At 39.0% G+C, this 15,527-nt stretch carries 17 protein-coding genes and 1 pseudogene; 10 read left to right on the top strand and 8 right to left on the bottom strand.

Going from position 1 to position 15,527, the window contains the following annotated elements:
• Nucleotides 1–16: 16 nt before the first annotated feature.
• The 4 genes from DIS06_RS04785 to lhgO are packed head-to-tail and all read left to right on the top strand — an operon-like array spanning nucleotide 17 to nucleotide 4,603.
• Nucleotides 17–736 (top strand): FadR/GntR family transcriptional regulator, encoded by a 720-nt coding sequence (locus DIS06_RS04785; RefSeq protein WP_110112100.1) that lies wholly within the window; start codon nucleotides 17–19, stop codon nucleotides 734–736.
• A gap of 13 nt (nucleotides 737–749) precedes the next feature.
• Nucleotides 750–2,174 (top strand): FAD-binding oxidoreductase, encoded by a 1,425-nt coding sequence (locus tag DIS06_RS04780; protein ID WP_110112099.1) that lies wholly within the window; start codon nucleotides 750–752, stop codon nucleotides 2,172–2,174.
• On the top strand, nucleotides 2,155–3,408 hold the full coding sequence (locus DIS06_RS04775) for a (Fe-S)-binding protein (protein ID WP_110112098.1): 1,254 nt from the start codon (nucleotides 2,155–2,157) through the stop codon (nucleotides 3,406–3,408). Before DIS06_RS04780 ends, DIS06_RS04775 begins: the two co-directional genes overlap by 20 nt.
• Entirely contained in the window at nucleotides 3,401–4,603 is a 1,203-nt protein-coding gene (gene lhgO, locus DIS06_RS04770) for an L-2-hydroxyglutarate oxidase (RefSeq protein ID WP_110112097.1), read from the top strand. The genes DIS06_RS04775 and lhgO overlap by 8 nt, the downstream gene beginning before the upstream one ends.
• A gap of 70 nt (nucleotides 4,604–4,673) precedes the next feature.
• Here lhgO and DIS06_RS04765 read toward each other — a convergent pair whose 3' ends face one another.
• The 3 genes from DIS06_RS04765 to DIS06_RS04755 form a co-directional block, all read right to left on the bottom strand.
• The gene (locus DIS06_RS04765; RefSeq protein ID WP_110112096.1) at nucleotides 4,674–4,907 is read right to left on the bottom strand and encodes a hypothetical protein; all 234 of its coding nucleotides are present in this window, start codon (nucleotides 4,905–4,907) and stop codon (nucleotides 4,674–4,676) included.
• 268 nt (nucleotides 4,908–5,175) lie between these two features.
• The gene (locus DIS06_RS04760; protein WP_110112095.1) at nucleotides 5,176–5,583 is read right to left on the bottom strand and encodes a hypothetical protein; all 408 of its coding nucleotides are present in this window, start codon (nucleotides 5,581–5,583) and stop codon (nucleotides 5,176–5,178) included.
• 202 nt (nucleotides 5,584–5,785) lie between these two features.
• Complete coding sequence (locus tag DIS06_RS04755; protein ID WP_204166752.1) at nucleotides 5,786–5,968, bottom strand: aspartyl-phosphate phosphatase Spo0E family protein; 183 nt, start codon at nucleotides 5,966–5,968, stop codon at nucleotides 5,786–5,788.
• Nucleotides 5,969–6,131: 163 nt separating this feature from the next.
• Between DIS06_RS04755 and DIS06_RS04750 the strand changes: the two genes are divergently transcribed.
• The gene (locus DIS06_RS04750) at nucleotides 6,132–6,317 is read left to right on the top strand and encodes a hypothetical protein (protein WP_110112094.1); all 186 of its coding nucleotides are present in this window, start codon (nucleotides 6,132–6,134) and stop codon (nucleotides 6,315–6,317) included.
• Nucleotides 6,318–6,349: 32 nt separating this feature from the next.
• Nucleotides 6,350–7,798, top strand: a complete 1,449-nt coding sequence (locus tag DIS06_RS04745) for a hypothetical protein (RefSeq protein WP_110112093.1) — start codon at nucleotides 6,350–6,352, stop codon at nucleotides 7,796–7,798.
• 74 nt (nucleotides 7,799–7,872) lie between these two features.
• On the opposite strand, the gene DIS06_RS04740 is transcribed toward DIS06_RS04745, so the two are convergent.
• Both DIS06_RS04740 and DIS06_RS04735 read right to left on the bottom strand, forming a co-directional pair.
• Complete coding sequence (locus tag DIS06_RS04740) at nucleotides 7,873–8,370, bottom strand: hypothetical protein (RefSeq protein WP_110112092.1); 498 nt, start codon at nucleotides 8,368–8,370, stop codon at nucleotides 7,873–7,875.
• A 143-nt stretch (nucleotides 8,371–8,513) separates the two neighbouring features.
• Complete coding sequence (locus DIS06_RS04735) at nucleotides 8,514–9,692, bottom strand: ABC transporter permease (protein ID WP_110112091.1); 1,179 nt, start codon at nucleotides 9,690–9,692, stop codon at nucleotides 8,514–8,516.
• A gap of 91 nt (nucleotides 9,693–9,783) precedes the next feature.
• On the opposite strand from DIS06_RS04735, the pseudogene DIS06_RS20540 reads away from it, so the two are divergent.
• Nucleotides 9,784–9,870 (top strand): annotated as a pseudogene (locus DIS06_RS20540) (KGG domain-containing protein); the annotation flags it as partial.
• A 54-nt stretch (nucleotides 9,871–9,924) separates the two neighbouring features.
• Here DIS06_RS20540 and DIS06_RS04725 read toward each other — a convergent pair.
• Both DIS06_RS04725 and DIS06_RS04720 read right to left on the bottom strand, forming a co-directional pair.
• A complete protein-coding gene (locus DIS06_RS04725) occupies nucleotides 9,925–11,031 on the bottom strand; it encodes a DUF4179 domain-containing protein (protein WP_110112090.1) in 1,107 nt (368 codons plus the stop codon).
• Nucleotides 11,028–11,597 (bottom strand): sigma-70 family RNA polymerase sigma factor, encoded by a 570-nt coding sequence (locus DIS06_RS04720; protein WP_110112089.1) that lies wholly within the window; start codon nucleotides 11,595–11,597, stop codon nucleotides 11,028–11,030. Before DIS06_RS04720 ends, DIS06_RS04725 begins: the two co-directional genes overlap by 4 nt.
• 293 nt (nucleotides 11,598–11,890) lie before the next feature.
• Here DIS06_RS04720 and DIS06_RS04715 point away from each other — a divergent pair, with 293 nt between their 5' ends.
• A complete protein-coding gene (locus DIS06_RS04715; protein WP_110112088.1) occupies nucleotides 11,891–12,253 on the top strand; it encodes a hypothetical protein in 363 nt (120 codons plus the stop codon).
• Between the two features lie 102 nt (nucleotides 12,254–12,355).
• Here DIS06_RS04715 and DIS06_RS04710 read toward each other — a convergent pair whose 3' ends face one another.
• Nucleotides 12,356–12,652: a hypothetical protein gene (locus tag DIS06_RS04710; protein WP_110112087.1), complete on the bottom strand. Its 297-nt coding sequence runs from the start codon at nucleotides 12,650–12,652 to the stop codon at nucleotides 12,356–12,358.
• Nucleotides 12,653–13,161: 509 nt separating this feature from the next.
• Here DIS06_RS04710 and DIS06_RS04705 point away from each other — a divergent pair.
• Both DIS06_RS04705 and DIS06_RS04700 read left to right on the top strand, forming a co-directional pair.
• Nucleotides 13,162–14,493 carry a cytochrome ubiquinol oxidase subunit I gene (locus DIS06_RS04705; RefSeq protein WP_110112086.1) on the top strand — a complete coding sequence of 444 codons (1,332 nt, stop codon included), beginning with the start codon at nucleotides 13,162–13,164 and terminating at the stop codon, nucleotides 14,491–14,493.
• Between the two features lie 12 nt (nucleotides 14,494–14,505).
• Nucleotides 14,506–15,519 carry a cytochrome d ubiquinol oxidase subunit II gene (locus DIS06_RS04700; protein WP_110112085.1) on the top strand — a complete coding sequence of 338 codons (1,014 nt, stop codon included), beginning with the start codon at nucleotides 14,506–14,508 and terminating at the stop codon, nucleotides 15,517–15,519.
• Nucleotides 15,520–15,527 lie beyond the last annotated feature (8 nt).

Here is a 15,527-nt window from a genome sequence, read left to right as displayed (position 1 = left end):
GAAGGGGAGAAAATGAATGTTTACACCAATTGAGAGAAAAAAGGTATCGAGTCAAGTGTTAGAGCAATTAAAGGGAATGATTAAAGATAAAACATTTCCACCAGAATCAAAGCTACCTTCTGAACACGAGTTATCCAAAATGTTTGGGGTTAGTCGTGCACCGATTCGTGAAGCGCTGAGTGTATTAGCAGCAAGTGGCTTGATTGAATCAAGACAAGGCGGAGGAAGCTATGTGAAACGAGTGGAACTTGCTGGGATGCTAGATCCGGTTACGTTTGAAATGGTTGAGATGGATCAAATTTTCGACTTGCTTGAAATGCGCTCCATTGTCGAATCAGAGGCTGCAAAGCTTGCAGCAGAACGACGCAACGAAGAGGACTTAGATTTGATACGTGATGCGATCAATTCATTTAAACCAACTATTGATAACTATTCAACGGTTGGTCATGAAGCAGATTTTCAGTTTCACTATGCGGTTGTGAAAGCGGCAAGTAATCCATTCTTAATGCAAGCTTTTGAAAACTTAGCCGAATTAAACCGAAAAGCATTGTTGTTCTCATTAAAGAAAAACGTGCAAAAAGAAAAGCGAGAGAAAGTGTACAAAGAGCACGTTCGCATTTACGAAGCGATTTTAGATCAAGATCCAGAGCGAGCATCAAAGACCATGCGCATTCATTTAACGAATGCACGCATTAAACTCGGAGATGAGCGAGTGATGGTAAGTGAAAACGGATAAAGGAGACGAGGCTATGCTTTCAAATGAACTAATCACACGTGTACAAGCAATTATTCAAGAGGAAGACCGTGTGTTAGCAGATGAAGGCGATCGCTATTGTTATGCGTATGATGCATCGTTTGGTATATATGTGCCTGATTTAGTGGTGCAGCCGACTTCAACAAGCGAAGTCGCGCAGCTTATGAAGCTTGCAAACGAGTATCATATCCCTATATATCCAAGAGGACGAGGAACATCGTTAAGCGGTGGTCCTCTTCCTGTTGAAGGGGGAATTGTTCTTGATTTGTCACGGTGGGACCAAGTGTTGCGAATTGACGAGGAAGATTTAGTGGCCATTGTATCACCTGGGGTCATTACAGCTAGGATTAACCAAAAAGCCAATCAATATGGACTGATGTATCCACCTGATCCAAGCAGTGCGCACGTTTCTACGATTGGAGGAAATTTAGCTGAAAATGCAGGAGGACCGCGCGGATTGAAATACGGTGTCACAAAAGATTATGTCCTCGGATTAGAAGTCGTTACACCTGAAGGAGACGTCATTCGAACAGGTGGAAAAACAGTAAAAAACGTAACGGGTTATGATTTAACGAAACTAATTGTCGGATCAGAAGGCACGCTTGGAATTATTACAGAGGCGACGCTTCGTCTTATACCGAAGCCAATCGCAACGAAAACAGCGATGGTGATGTTTGACGATTTAGTCGATGCAGGGAGAGCCATTTCAAATGTGCTTACATCAGGCATTTTACCTTCTAAAATGGAGATCATGGATCAAGCATCGGTTGTCGCTGTTGAAAACTATCAACCTTGTGGACTACCGACTGATATTGAAGCGATTTTGCTCATTGAAATTGATGGACATCCAGCTGCTCTTGAACATGAAATGAACACGGTAAAAAAAGCGTGTGAACAAGTAGGTGCAAGAGAAGTACGAATCGCTCAAACGAAAGAAGAAGAAGCAGAGTTATGGCAAGCTCGTAAACTCGTATCACCAGCCATTGTGCAACATAAGCCAACCAAAATCTCAGAAGATGCAACAGTTCCACGTAGTAAAATTCCAGATATGTTTAAAAAATTAAAAGAAATTAGAGACGTGTATAACGTCGACCTTGTTGTGTTTGGTCACGCAGGTGATGGAAATCTTCATCCAAACATTATTGCCGATGCGCGTGATCGCGAGGAAATGAAGCGAGTCGAACAGGCAGTGGAAGCCATCTTTAAAGCAGCGGTGGAACTAGGAGGAACATTATCTGGTGAACATGGAATTGGCACGATGAAAGCACCTTTTATGGAGTTAGAGCTTGGTACCATTGGACTTGAGATGATGAAGCGAATGAAAACGGCGTGGGACCCGAATAACATTTGCAATCCAGGTAAGATTTTTCCAAAGCCTGGTCAAAGGTTTGTGCTAACGCATGACGAATCTTGCTTATGAAGCAACGTTTGACTGTGTGCAATGTGGCTATTGCCTTCCTGTTTGTCCCACCTACGTTACAACAGGAAAAGAAGCACAATCACCACGCGGTCGGATTCACCTTGTCAAAATGGCAGCAGAAGGACGCATTTCACTTGAGACAATGAACAAATCGATGGAACTTTGTCTCGGTTGTCGTGCGTGTGAGACAGTTTGCCCGACAAATGTGCAGTATGGAGATATTTATGATTCAGCGATAGGTGCTGTACATGAGAAAGCATCATTTTTAAAAAGCTTATTATTAAAAAAGGGGTTAACGAACCAAACCATCTTAAAAACGGCTTCGTATAGTTTGCAAATGTACCAAACATTAAAGATCGATAAACTTGTCAGACAAGCAGGCATATTGAATGTGATACCAAAAGCAGTGAGAGAATTAGAAGGTGTGACACCACTTGTTAAACGTAAAAAGCATCCAAATGTGTTGCATCCAGAAGGAGCAACTCTCTATAAAGTCGCTTTTTTTGTTGGTTGTGTAATGGATGTAATGTTTGCAAAAATCAATGAACAAAGCATGAAGTTGCTCCAACTTGGCGGTTGTGAAGTCACTGTCATACGAGAACAAACGTGTTGCGGGGCACTGCAGCATCATAGTGGAGAGCATGATACATCCAAGCAGTTAGCTAAAGCAAACATTGAAGCATTCGAACAAATTCAATGTGACTACATTGTGAACAGCATTGGCGGCTGTGGTGCGATGCTCGTTGAATACGATAAGTTGTTTAGAGAAGACGACATGTATGAGCGAGCAAAAGCGTTCGCTAGAAAATGTGTCGATATATCGGTGTTACTTGCGAAGCTGGATTTGCCATTTGACCATCACGTAAACAAAACGGTTACTTATCAGCCGTCTTGTCACTTACGCAACGTGCAGCGAATCGAAAAAGAACCAATGACGTTGCTTCACAAAATCAAAGGGTTAACGTATGTGGAGTTAGCGGAAAAGGACGTGTGTTGTGGATCAGCAGGGATTTATAATGTCGAACATTATGAAGAAGCGATGGCGATTTTAGACCGAAAAATGGAACATGTGAAACAAATTAAACCTGACCTGATTGTGACATCAAATCCAGGCTGTCATCTCCAAATGAAGCTTGGTGTGAAGCGAGAGTGTATGAGTGAGAAAACGAATGTCGTTCATCTTGTGGAGTTAGTCGCACAAGCATGTGGAGTAGGAGGAGAAAACGATGTATGATTACGTCATTATCGGTGGAGGAATTGTAGGATTATCAGTTGGGCTAGCCCTTACTGAACAATTTCCTAACGTGAAAATCGCAATTATTGAAAAAGAAGCAAAGCTTGCGGCTCATCAAACCGGGCACAATAGTGGAGTCATTCATTCAGGTATTTACTACAAACCTGGTAGTTTTAAAGCGAAGTTTGCTAGAGAAGGTAGTCAGTCGATGATTGCGTTTTGCCAAAAGCACGGCATTGACCATGATATTTGTGGAAAAGTGATTGTTGCCGCAACGGAAGCGGAGCGAGTAGAGCTTCACAAACTGTATGAACGAGGACTTCAAAATGGTCTTACCATTCAATTGCTATCAAAAGAGGAACTTCATGAAATTGAACCGAATGTGAGTGGAGTACAAGCAATCCGTGTTCCGGCAGCTGGGATTGTGAACTATTGTCAAGTGTGTGAAAAGATGGGTGAACTGATTACAAAGCAAGGTGGAGATATTTTGCTGCAATCACCTGTTGAACAAATCGAAGAACACGAAGATGGTGTGACGATTCAAACATCTCGTCATACGATAAAAGCACGCATGCTCATTAATTGTGCGGGATTACAAAGCGACCGAGTAGCGAAAAAAGCGGGATACGAACTTGATATGAAGATTGTTCCATTCCGCGGGGAATATTATCAGTTAAAAGAAGAAAAACGTCATTTAGTCAATCATTTAATTTACCCAGTTCCTAATCCAAACTTTCCGTTTTTAGGTGTTCATTTTACGAGAATGATAGACGGGGCAGTAGATGTTGGCCCGAATGCGGTGCTCAGTTTTAAAAGAGAAGGATATAAGAAGACGGACTTTCATGCAGGAGATCTAGCTGAAGTGCTAACGTACAAAGGCTTTTGGAAACTAGCAAGTCGCTATCTGAAAGAAGGGATGGGAGAAATGGCTCGCTCTTACAACAAGCGTCTTTTCTTAAAAGAAGTGCAAAAGCTCATGCCGATGATTGAGGAAGACGATCTTGTTCCAGCTCCAGCAGGTGTTCGCGCTCAAGCTCTTCGGGAAGATGGTGGCCTTGTGGATGACTTTTTTATCGTAAAAGGTGAGCGATCTGTTCATGTGTGCAACGCACCATCTCCTGCTGCGACAGCTTCACTTGAGATTGGAAAATATGTGGCTAAGTTAGTAGAAACGCACGTGGAGATACAAGTATAAGTAAGAGAGAACAGACCGTGGTCAAAGAGGAGACTTTTTTCCTTTTGACACGGTCTTTTTATTTTGCAGTTCATTTGGTTTTAACTCGCTTAGAGAGAAAGTAAGCAAAGCAGGCTGCGATCATTGCTACAACAACCGAACTCATATTCGTTGTACCAAATGCAACTTCGCTCGCTAAATGCGTAACATGTTGAGCTTCTGAAAGGGGTGGTTTGTAGGTAGCCGTGAGAATAAACCCTACGACTAATTCAAGCAAGAAAAACAAGACACCTAAACTAGCTAAAAAAATCAACAGCTTTTTCATGAAATCACCTCTTCTCTAGTATATCATCCTTTTTATTCCTTTTTCGAAACTTTTTTTCACTAAATTTATAATCAATCGAAAGTGATAGAGAAGGTGAACGATGTATACGGGAAGAATATAAAAGAGTTAGAGGACGAATGGTTTGCGTAATCATGTATCACACCTCCTTGAATACATCGTATCAAAACGAACGGTTCTTTTTTTGACATTTATTGCTTTTTTTACAAAAAAGATCTTCAACTTTTGTTGAAGATCAGTAGTTTCTCACTTATTGTTTTAGAAGTCGCTCAATATCTGTTTCGACTTTATAAACGCGCTTGTTCAACGCTTCAGTTTTATCATCTACGTATGCAACAACTTTATCCATATAAGAGCCTAGCGTAGTAATAATCTCTTTTTGATTTTGTTTTTGTTGCTCTTTCATCTCTGCTATATCAGCTTGTAAATTTGAGATGTCTTTACGCATGTCTTGTTGTTCAGACTTAAGCGAAGAAACATCAGATTTAAGTCCGGAAATGTCTTTACGCATCTCTTGTTGTTCGGACTTAAGCAAAGAAACATCAGACTTTAAACCTGAAATATCATTGCGCATTTCAGCTTGTCCTTCTTCTAGCGAACCCAGTCGTGTGTTCACGTTTTGGAGTTCAGAGAGAATTTGTTTTAATACGATTTCCATAAAACAGCCTCCACTTCATTTGTTTTAGTATAGCACATCTGAAGAAGTTCTAAGAGGATATTTATCATGAATAAGAACATTTGTTCGTAATTAATTATAAGATGACTAGTAAAAAAAGTAAAGAGAATAAATGAAAAAATGGTATATGGAAAAGTAGTTTTTACATAAAATGGAGCTAACAGTTGTTAGCTCCATGAATGTTTTAAGCGTATTGGGTCTTGAGAGGTTGTTCATCAAGATGCATCAGATTTAATAAACTGTCTAATTGCTGACTTATTTGAACAGTTTCTTGATGTGTTAAACCATTTGATAGTGCTAATTTAATCATTTCCTGTCTTTTTTCTTCAATAAGCGACATCGTATATTGCGTTGAATTTGCAGTCATCACTATCACCTCTCTTTTAATTATTTTACCACTTTTTCATCCAAATCGTTACAGAAAAATCCAAATTTTAATAGAAATAATTCGAATGTCATAAAATAAACAGGAATAAGAGGTAGATTTATAGAAAACGTAGGAAAGATTGTTTGATGGGGGCTGTTGCCAAATGGGGAAGGTGAAAGTACGGCATATAAGTGGGTTCATTGTTGCAGTGGGATTTCCAGTTCTTTTCCTAATTATAGGGATATGGACGAGGGAGTGGATGTATGTGTTGTGGAGTCTACCGCCAGCTTTAATGACAATTTGGGGGGCACTTGTTGTTTCACGTAAGCAAAAAGTTGTGAAAGATTAAGATAGACGAAGAAATGGGAAGGATGGGAGATCATGTACGATACGCCGCTTATTTCTGCACTACTTTCAGCCAAGGGTGACACACTTCGTTATGTGTATGCATTGAGTAAAACAGAGCAATTCATTCAATCGGTGATAAAGGAAGCTGAATTCGAACAAGACTGGGAGCAAGCAACTCTTCATTTATATCAGCTGCACCTTCAAGAGGAAATGGAGAAAGTGCAGTCTGTTTCTGATACAGAATTGCATCTTCAGTTACTATTAAAGCTCGGAGTATTAATGGACGATCCAGTTCCATTTTTACAAACAAGTGAAGACCTAAACCGATACAGCAACGGATTAACAAACCAAATCATTCAACAATATGATGCGATGCATGTAAAGACAGTCAAAGAGTTCGTAACCCATCAGCTTTGGTTGTTTTTTCAGCTAGTCGATGAACAATACACGATTGCAAGTGAAGAAAATCAAGAACGGTTTGAAGAACAATTGTTGAAGTGGTATAACCAGCTACCACATGAGTTAAAGCTTGAAATTGAAAGTGCGAATTTAACCGAGGTACATACGTCTTCGTTATTTAAAATCGTGTCGCTTCATGAATCATTGTTTTCACTTTTAGCGATTGGAACAAGCTTATTTACAACGAATACGTATCGCCAACCTTATCTTGTCACGATGAATGCGCCTCTTTTTATTATGGCGAGTTTAGAACATGAAGACGTCGTGGGAAGAATGAATGTTCAAATGATGCTCGTTGCCATCATTGTCACCCAACTAGTTCTATCTTACGAAATCGCTGAACGTGATGAGCTCATCAATGACAGCTTTTTACTTATCAAATGGTCGAAAATTTGCTTAACGTATGATGAAGCTGTAAAAAAAGTCAATGAAACCTTTAAAGAATATGAGCGAATCGAACATATTCAAGATGAAACGACCATGACCATGAAAGATTTGCGTGAACAAGAACGGACATGTGTAAAAGAAATTGATCGGCACAAAGAACAGTTACGCAATCGATTAAGTACAATGGATTTAACACAGTTACAAGGTGGGCTTGTCTTAAAAAGAATGATTGAGGAGCACGAATCTTTAAAAAGTGAAGTAGAAGAATTACAACGTAAAATTGTTGTTCGTGATCAGAGGTTTGCGAAAATGAAAACAACATTTAAAAATGCAGAACGAAGCATTAAATGGAAAGTGAAAGAAGTAGAGCGTAAAAAAGTATTGATGCAAATGACTGATTTTATTGTTGCCAATCGATCACCGATTTGTATGGATTTACAGCGAGAAATTGGTGAGTATCAACAAATGTTACACCGTCTACGCGATGACATTCATAACCAGTCACAAGATGAAGAAGCGGTCAAACGTCAGAAAAAAGCGTGGCGTGAACGGTTAGAAAATGCAGAAATCACGGTAAAAACACTAGAAGCTTCATATGAAGGGTTGGAGTATGTGCGAGTGAAACAGTATGTGTAGGTTAAACAATAAAAAGGAAAAGGAAGGGAAACCCAACAGTCAGCAGGTTTCCTTTCTTTGTTTTTAACACGATTCTATTCTGGTTGATTTGTCGATGAGCTTTCACGCATTCTTTTCATTCTTTCAATCATGAGCTGAAAGCCATATAAAAGAGCAGATTTGAAGAAAAACAAAAGCGAAAGTTGATAACGTTTTAATTTAACGAGTGATGAAATGCCTAACTTTTGAAAAGTACTTACAAGAGGATAGGTGAAAAAGCTATCAACGGCTATATTTAAAAGCATATAAAGATAAAATTTTCCGTACGTTGCTTTTAAAATCCACATTGAGCCAATTAAAAATGGTCCCCAAATTAACGGGAAATCACCCGTTACTCTTGGATGAATCGTTTCATGATACACCCACCACTTTCGCTTTTTCGCGACCATGTTTTCAAAAAATACTAAAATTGAAATGAAAAGCCCTGCCGGAAGAAAGCGCTTGAGTGCTGGCTTTCCAAGTAGAGGAAAGCTAAACCAAGGGAGAAGTAGCATAATAAGTAATAAGATCTTTTTGTACTTCAGACGTTTCATCAAAACCCTCCTGTAAGACCTGTTAGTTATAACATGCCCGATAGGAGAGAAATTATAAAAATGCCCTATCGAAAAGAGTAAAATCCTAATTTTCTCTTACGTGCCAGATCGTGATAAGGGGTGCACGTATCACTGTTATTTTGTTAGGTATTTATTTTAATTCGTTTTTTCGCAAACCAATAAACAAACCAGGCAATGAAGAGCCCTTGTGCAAAGACTGTTAATGATGTATCTAGCAGCGAATGAGTAAATAGAGAAACGAAAGTGAAAGCACCCGCTTGTACAAGTAGTAACGATAAAATGACTGTTAGAAAAGACTCTTTCAGTAAAGAGTCATGTAATGGATATAAGCGGACGAGTTCATTTCGTGCTCGGTGAAGCGGTAATAATTGATAACCAGTCATATAGAGAATACATATCGCAACAAGCCATGGATTGGCTGGGATCATGTATAAAACAAGAAACCCAATGAGTGTCAGTCTCACATGCATGCCAAAGTATTGATCATAGCGAATCGCAAGTCGTAAAAATAAAAAGGTATAGGTAGATGACTGTTTAAATGAAACGACTTTTTCAATAAGGTTTATAAAAAGTGAACGTTTATGAAATGTGTTTTTTAAATGAGGAACATCCACAAACAAATGAATAAAGCGATAGAGTCGTTCATTGTTTTTCTCTTCTTGATTAATTAAGTATAGCCAGTTAAATCCGCGCTTTCTCTGACCAAATAAAACGAAAAGAAATGCTACATTGACGATGAATAGAAGGAAAGCGATTAACCACCTTTCCTGAAAAAGAAAGAAAAACATCGCCCATATTGAAACAAAATGAATGCAACCATGGATGAAATGAGACAATCGGCTAGCTAACCATTGTTTTACCCAAACGAACCATATGGTTAAGAAAAGAGCAGCAATGCTTATCACGACCCATGTGGCAAGCTGAAATGTATTCACGAGTGGAATGACAATGACCACTGACACAATGAGGGTAAAGCTATTGACAACAGCGCTGTATAGAAGCGTCTTTTTTATATAAAAAGATAAGTGCGATTCGGCCGCAAGTAAAAAGACGACATCTGCTTTGTTGAAAAATGTACGGATGCGCATTCGTAATGTTATGAAGCTAATAAATAAGGCCGCAACCGCTTCACGTGGAAACGAAGCAGGCAGTTGTTTTAAAAGAGTAAAGTAGTAATAAATAAAAAGGCTGCCACCAATAATGAGAACGTAAAACACACTTGAAGCAATAATCGCAACATATTTGCCTATCTGTCCAAAAAAGGAAGCAATCCGTTTTTCCCATAGTGATTGTAAGTCCATAAGTCACCTCGTTTATTTGTTGAGATATGTTTCATTATAGCGTGAATGAGAGGGAAAAGAGGATAAAAAAGGCGGAAACGCAACATCACGAAATCACAACAAAGAATTTTACGAGGAGATCGGTGAAAAAGGTGGCAAAGCAAGTAGCGGTTCAAATGAAAGCACAAGTAACAGATAAAACAGTAAGATAAAGCCCTTCTACGTATTCAAGCGGTAGAAGGGCTTTTGGTATTTATTTTAAGGTATCGAGTTCAAAAACGATTTCATCAAGAATTAAAACTTGCGGCTCCTGTCCTGCGTTTGTGGAAGTAGGCGTTTCAATGGATGTCACTTTGTTTTCATCCATTGTCGCACTTCCGTGAGAGATAGCATCGAAATTTCGTAACTCCACAATCGGTGTGATGATGAGCCTTTTTGCTTCAGGATGAAGCTTTTCAAAGGTGTGACTCCAGTTAATGTTGTAGTGGTCGTCTCCAATTCCACCATTTCCTTGTCCTACATATTCGTGACCAAGGTCATCTTCTACTTGTAGCTGAACGTCCACCATCGACCATTCTTTGGTGACGTCATACGAAACTTCTTGATTATAATGAAGAATGGTTGAGACTGGTGTTTGAGAGATTGATTGAATGTTCACTTTTACTCCATCTTTTTCGCTGCTTTTTTGTACTTCATGCATCGTGCTATTTGTTGCAGGTATCGAAAATGCGAAGTTCCAGTTACCATTTATTTCGCGTTCTTCGTTCATATCTTTGATACCTTCAATGTTCCACTTCACGTTTGCGACATCTTGCTTTTCACCATCCATGCCACTAACACGCGCTATACCAACATACTTGTTTTCAGCAATTTGTGTGAGCTGATCACTTCCACTGCCAGCTGAAAAACCTTTTAAACTCATTGGAGGGCCCATTAGCATGATATCTTTACCTAACGGTTGTTCTGTCTGAACGGAGTAAGTCACTGATACGGTTTCTCCATCAAAAAGCGCATCATTGATCGTAATGGCAATTCCTTTATCGTTTTCTATTAAATTCAGCTCTTGTGAGTACTCTTTGTAATTTCCGTACAACGTTTCATCAAGTAATGTGAAGATATTGCCAACAAGCGGTAAGTTACTTGCGTAAGTAGGGAAAGACAGTCCAATTGTAGTGGCGGATAACCCACCGAGTACAGCGGCAGCAATGAGTTGTTTTTTCCACTTGCTTTTTCGTGTTTTAGGAAGGTGCTGCTTTAAAGACTTTTTCAACTGTGCTTTTTCTAAATCAGTGACAGGAAGTTCTTTATACTCTTGTTCCTCTAGCTTTATGTCATTAAATCGTTCGTACAAATTCTTCATGCAAGGTTCCCTCCTAATGCAAGGTTTGTTGCTTCTTGGTAAAGTTTTTTCTTTCCTCGATACAGTCGGTTATTGACAGTTGATTTGGTTAAATCGAGCTTGTCACAGATTTCCTCAATTTTATATCCTAAGAAATATTTCATGATAAAAATGTCTTGATCAAGTGGATCGAGTTGTTCAAGAAGAGACATGACTTCTTTGCGATTTTCTGACGAAATAAGAACATCTTCGGTTGAATGGCTATCTTCCATTTCAATATAGTCCGTTGGGTGTTCCGTACGCTTACTTATTTTTCGGTAATAATCAATGGCTTTAAATTTGGTAATCGTACATACCCACTTTTTAAAATCGTCTGCATCTTTCCCTTTAAACTGACGAGCATTCGTCCAAATCGATAAAAATACATCATTTATACACTCTTCGATAATTCCGTCATTATTTAATGGACCGAGCACGTGATACGTCATCCCTTTTACGAGAGGAAGATAACGGTCGACAATATAATCGAGTGCGTCTTCTTTTTCTTTTTGAAGCCGCTTTATAAAATTCCGTTTAGTTGCTTTCATGTTTTGAGCTCCTTTTGGTTTTGTAAAAGCTTTTACAACTTATATAACGAATGAAAGAGGAAAAACTTTCGGATTTTTTTGAAAAATGGTGTTAATTGATAGGTTTTCTTCTTCTATTCTTACAGATTTTTTGGTTTCAATGAAGGAATTGTTTTCCTAATGATCTGAGTGAACAGGGAGAAAAACACGATTGGTTGGCGCAACTCATAGAAAAAGACGGTAATCACTGGGAACTTTTCTCCTCATCTCACGTATACCTACATAGAACAATGTTGACGAGGTGAGGAAATAAAATGGAGACCAATATCCAAACACAACAGCAAGTAACGGTTAAAACAACGAAAGAGCTAAGTATGGGAAAGTTGTTGCACATGATTGGTTTAGTTGTTTTTGGTGGGCTCGCGCTTTCTATTTTGACTGTTCCTTATTATGTAGAAGGATTTCAAGTGAAAGCAGTTGAAAGTCTTCAATTCGGTGGAGAAAAGATGACGGCTAAGAAAGTGAAGGAGTTTCTCGGATTTATAGGAGGAGCAGCCGCTATTTATTTTTTACTCGTAAATTTGTATTGGATGGGGAAGACAGGGCGAGTCCTCTTTTTTGTTAGTTTAGTAGGACTTTGTTTGGTGAATGTCGTATTTCTCCTTAACACGATTTAACGGAGGGAACAATGAAGAAAATCTATTTGGTTAGACATTGCCAAGCAGAAGGACAATTACCTGAAGCGTAAAATAAAACGCTAGTTAACAAGAAATGACTCGTTAACTAGCGTTTTTAATGTTCATCTCGTTCTTTTTGAATATCCCAATTAGCAAAATAACAAGTCCGATGAAGAAGAAAAGGGGAAGCAACAACATCATGAGCCCTACCGCTGCGAATCCGTCTTTTTGGAGGATACCAAATGGGATGGCAATGAGCCAAGAGATGAAGGGTGTAAAAACAAACATCGTTACAAGACCCCATGTTATCCATTTTATTTTAGGTGTTTTTTCTTTTGTAAGTACATAGCTCGCAATCGCAAATAAGAGCGGTACACCCATTGCAATGATAAATGCCAACTGAACACACTCCTCTCACAAGTAATAGAATCGATGATTGTGTGAATGGTATTCTTTTCCTTATTGTATCACGTAGTTACCTATTTTACGTTCCTTTTTGAAAAGCGTAACGAATATAGAGACAATAATTATATTATGTTAACAATAAGGTAACTCAGATGGTTGTCCTATCAAGAAAGGAAGTATGTTCACAGATCGTTCACTTCATTAGATAAGCAAGTGTATGTAAGCGGAATATTTTAGAAGTAGAAGAAGCGAAAGTCAAGCGAGAAAGCTTCATAAAAAGAAAAGATTGTGAAAATGTGAACAATCTTTTACAAATGAGTCAAGACTATGGAAAAGGAGCTTTTTCTTTTTTATACTGTGCGTAAGTAATTAATCTCCAGTCATTACACATAAGCATGTGAATTATTTCACAAACTAACAAACGTTTGAACAAAAAGAAAGAGTGGAAATCAAAGGAAGAAGTGTATCTAGGAGAGCTACATAAATGTAAAGGAGGAATCGCCTTGTTTGAGTATGATCCGGTCTTATATAGTCGAATTTTAACAGGGTTAACATTAGCATTTCATACCATTTTCTCAACGCTAGGAGTAGGGGTTCCGCTCCTTATCGCATTAGCAGAGTGGATTGGGATTCGACGAAATGATGAACATTACCACTTGCTAGCGAGACGTTGGGCGCGTGGGTACATTATTACCGTAGCAGTCGGAGTCGTAACAGGAACAGCGATTGCATTGCAATTGAGCTTACTGTGGCCAAACTTTATGCAAGTAGCGGGTCAAACGATTAGTTTGCCACTATTTTTAGAAACGTTTGCGTTTTTCTTTGAAGCGATTTTCCTTGGGATTTACTTGTACACGTGGGATCGTTTTAAAAACAAAATGATTCATTTATTATTGTTAATTCCAGTTGCATTAGGAGCGACGATGTCAGGATTTTTCATTACAACGGTGAATGGGTTTATGAATGCACCGCTTGGATTTAACCTTGAAAATGGTGTGTTGACAGGTATTAATCCTATTATGGCGATGTTTAACCCAGCGACACCAACAAAAATGGCACACGTCTTGTCATCAGCTTATTTAACATCCGCTTGTGTGCTCGCTGCTATTGCGGCCTTTATGATTTTACGTGGTCGTACTCATGTGTATCATAAAAAGGCGCTTCACTTGTCAATGGTCGTTGCCTTTGTTTGTGCAATCAGTACAGCACTTATTGGAGATTTATCAGGTAAGTATCTTGCAAAATATCAACCTGAAAAGCTAGCAGCAGCTGAATGGCACTTTGAAACAGTCGAAGAAGCGTCACTGATTCTAGGTGGTATTTTAGATGAAAACAATGAAGTGAAATACGCGCTTGAAATTCCGTATGCATTAAGTATTCTTGCGCACGGTACACCAGATGCGGAAGTGATTGGTCTTGAAGAGTTTCCGAAAGAAGAATGGCCACCGCTCATTGTGCATTATTTGTTTGATTTAATGGTTGCGATTGGGATGTTCCTTGCGCTTATTTCATTCATTTATGTGGTCATGAAATGGCGTAAAAAATGGAACGAGCTAAACAAGCCGCTTTTATGGCTCATTGTAAGCAGTGGTCCACTTGCGATGTTAGCGATTGAAGCAGGGTGGTTCTTTACCGAAGAAGGAAGACAACCGTGGATTTTACGTGGCTACATGACAACGGCAGAAGGTGCGACAACATCTAGTCACGTTGATCTTATGCTTTACTTGTTTATTGTTCTTTACATCATTTTAGCGGTATCAGCAGTTGTGGTGCTGCGTCGTACGTTTAAGGAAAATCCAGTTGAGCGTGAATTAGAAAAACGAGGGATTGAATAGGAGGGGCGTTACATGAATTATGAATTGCTTGGTATTACCGTATTATGGACGTTTTTATACGGCTATCTCATCGTAGCGTCCATCGATTTTGGAGCTGGCTTTTTCAACTATTACACGACGTTAACTGGTCGAGGTCCGATTGTGAAAAAAGTGATTAACCGTTACTTGTCACCTGTTTGGGAAGTCACGAACGTATTTTTAATTTTCTTTTACGTTGGGTTAGTTGGATTCTTCCCATCACTTGCGTACTACTACGGAACGGCGCTTTTAGTGCCAGGTAGCATTGCCATTATTTTAATTGCACTTCGTGGTTCGTATTATGCGTTTCATCATTATGGACATAAAGAAAGCAGTTGGTATCAATTTTTATACGGTGCAACAGGGTTGCTTATTCCTGCGTCGCTATCGGTTGTGTTAACCATCTCTGAAGGAGGCTACATTACGGTAAATGGCGACAATGTCAGCTTGAATTACGGTGACTTGTTTACAAGTTTTTATGCCTGGGCCGTTGTTCTCCTTGCGATTGTAAGTGTGCTTTACATTTCAGCATGTTTCTTAACGTTTTATGCACATAAAGCGAAAGACAAAGGAGCATTCGATTTGTTGCGAACGTATGCGTTGTTTTGGAGTGGACCAACGATACTCGCAAGTTTTCTTGTATTTGTGGCGATGAGTCGTCACAACGATGATCATTTTAGTAAAATGATTGATTTATCGTGGCTGTTTGTTTTATCATTCCTCTTTTTCCTTGGAGCGGTGTATCTCATTTGGAAAAAGAAACATTTAGGGATGTCGTTTATTCTCGTGATGCTTCAGTTCGCCACAGCATTCTTTGGATACGGAGCAGCTCATTTGCCGTATGTTCTTTATCCGTATGTAACAATTTACAATAGCTTTACCAATGAAACGATGGCAATAGCACTCGTCATTGCGTTTATAGCAGGGTTACTGTTATTAGTACCATCTCTTTATTTGTTACTACGCTTGTTTTTATTTGATAATGAATACGTCGAAGGAAAGAGATAGGAGGGAAC

The organism is Bacillus sp. CGMCC 1.16541, assembly GCF_003184905.1.
Classification (GTDB): Bacteria; Bacillota; Bacilli; order Bacillales; family Bacillaceae_H; genus Priestia.
This window is presented reverse-complemented; position numbering and strand designations above follow the sequence as displayed.

Bases quoted from the DNA above. Each gene is read 5' to 3' on its own strand.
- DIS06_RS04740 (WP_110112092.1), bottom strand. From the start codon at position 8,370: ATGAAACGTCTGAAGTACAAAAAGATCTTATTACTTATTATGCTACTT.
- DIS06_RS04785 (WP_110112100.1), top strand. From the start codon at position 17: ATGTTTACACCAATTGAGAGAAAAAAGGTATCGAGTCAAGTGTTAGAG.
- DIS06_RS04735 (WP_110112091.1), bottom strand. From the start codon at position 9,692: ATGGACTTACAATCACTATGGGAAAAACGGATTGCTTCCTTTTTTGGA.
- DIS06_RS04745 (WP_110112093.1), top strand. From the start codon at position 6,350: ATGTACGATACGCCGCTTATTTCTGCACTACTTTCAGCCAAGGGTGAC.
- DIS06_RS04765 (WP_110112096.1), bottom strand. From the start codon at position 4,907: ATGAAAAAGCTGTTGATTTTTTTAGCTAGTTTAGGTGTCTTGTTTTTC.
- DIS06_RS04720 (WP_110112089.1), bottom strand. From the start codon at position 11,597: ATGAAAGCAACTAAACGGAATTTTATAAAGCGGCTTCAAAAAGAAAAA.
- DIS06_RS04750 (WP_110112094.1), top strand. From the start codon at position 6,132: ATGGGGAAGGTGAAAGTACGGCATATAAGTGGGTTCATTGTTGCAGTG.
- lhgO (WP_110112097.1), top strand. From the start codon at position 3,401: ATGTATGATTACGTCATTATCGGTGGAGGAATTGTAGGATTATCAGTT.
- DIS06_RS04700 (WP_110112085.1), top strand. From the start codon at position 14,506: ATGAATTATGAATTGCTTGGTATTACCGTATTATGGACGTTTTTATAC.
- DIS06_RS04780 (WP_110112099.1), top strand. From the start codon at position 750: ATGCTTTCAAATGAACTAATCACACGTGTACAAGCAATTATTCAAGAG.
- DIS06_RS04715 (WP_110112088.1), top strand. From the start codon at position 11,891: ATGGAGACCAATATCCAAACACAACAGCAAGTAACGGTTAAAACAACG.
- DIS06_RS04755 (WP_204166752.1), bottom strand. From the start codon at position 5,968: ATGACTGCAAATTCAACGCAATATACGATGTCGCTTATTGAAGAAAAA.
- DIS06_RS04725 (WP_110112090.1), bottom strand. From the start codon at position 11,031: ATGAAGAATTTGTACGAACGATTTAATGACATAAAGCTAGAGGAACAA.
- DIS06_RS04760 (WP_110112095.1), bottom strand. From the start codon at position 5,583: ATGGAAATCGTATTAAAACAAATTCTCTCTGAACTCCAAAACGTGAAC.
- DIS06_RS04775 (WP_110112098.1), top strand. From the start codon at position 2,155: ATGACGAATCTTGCTTATGAAGCAACGTTTGACTGTGTGCAATGTGGC.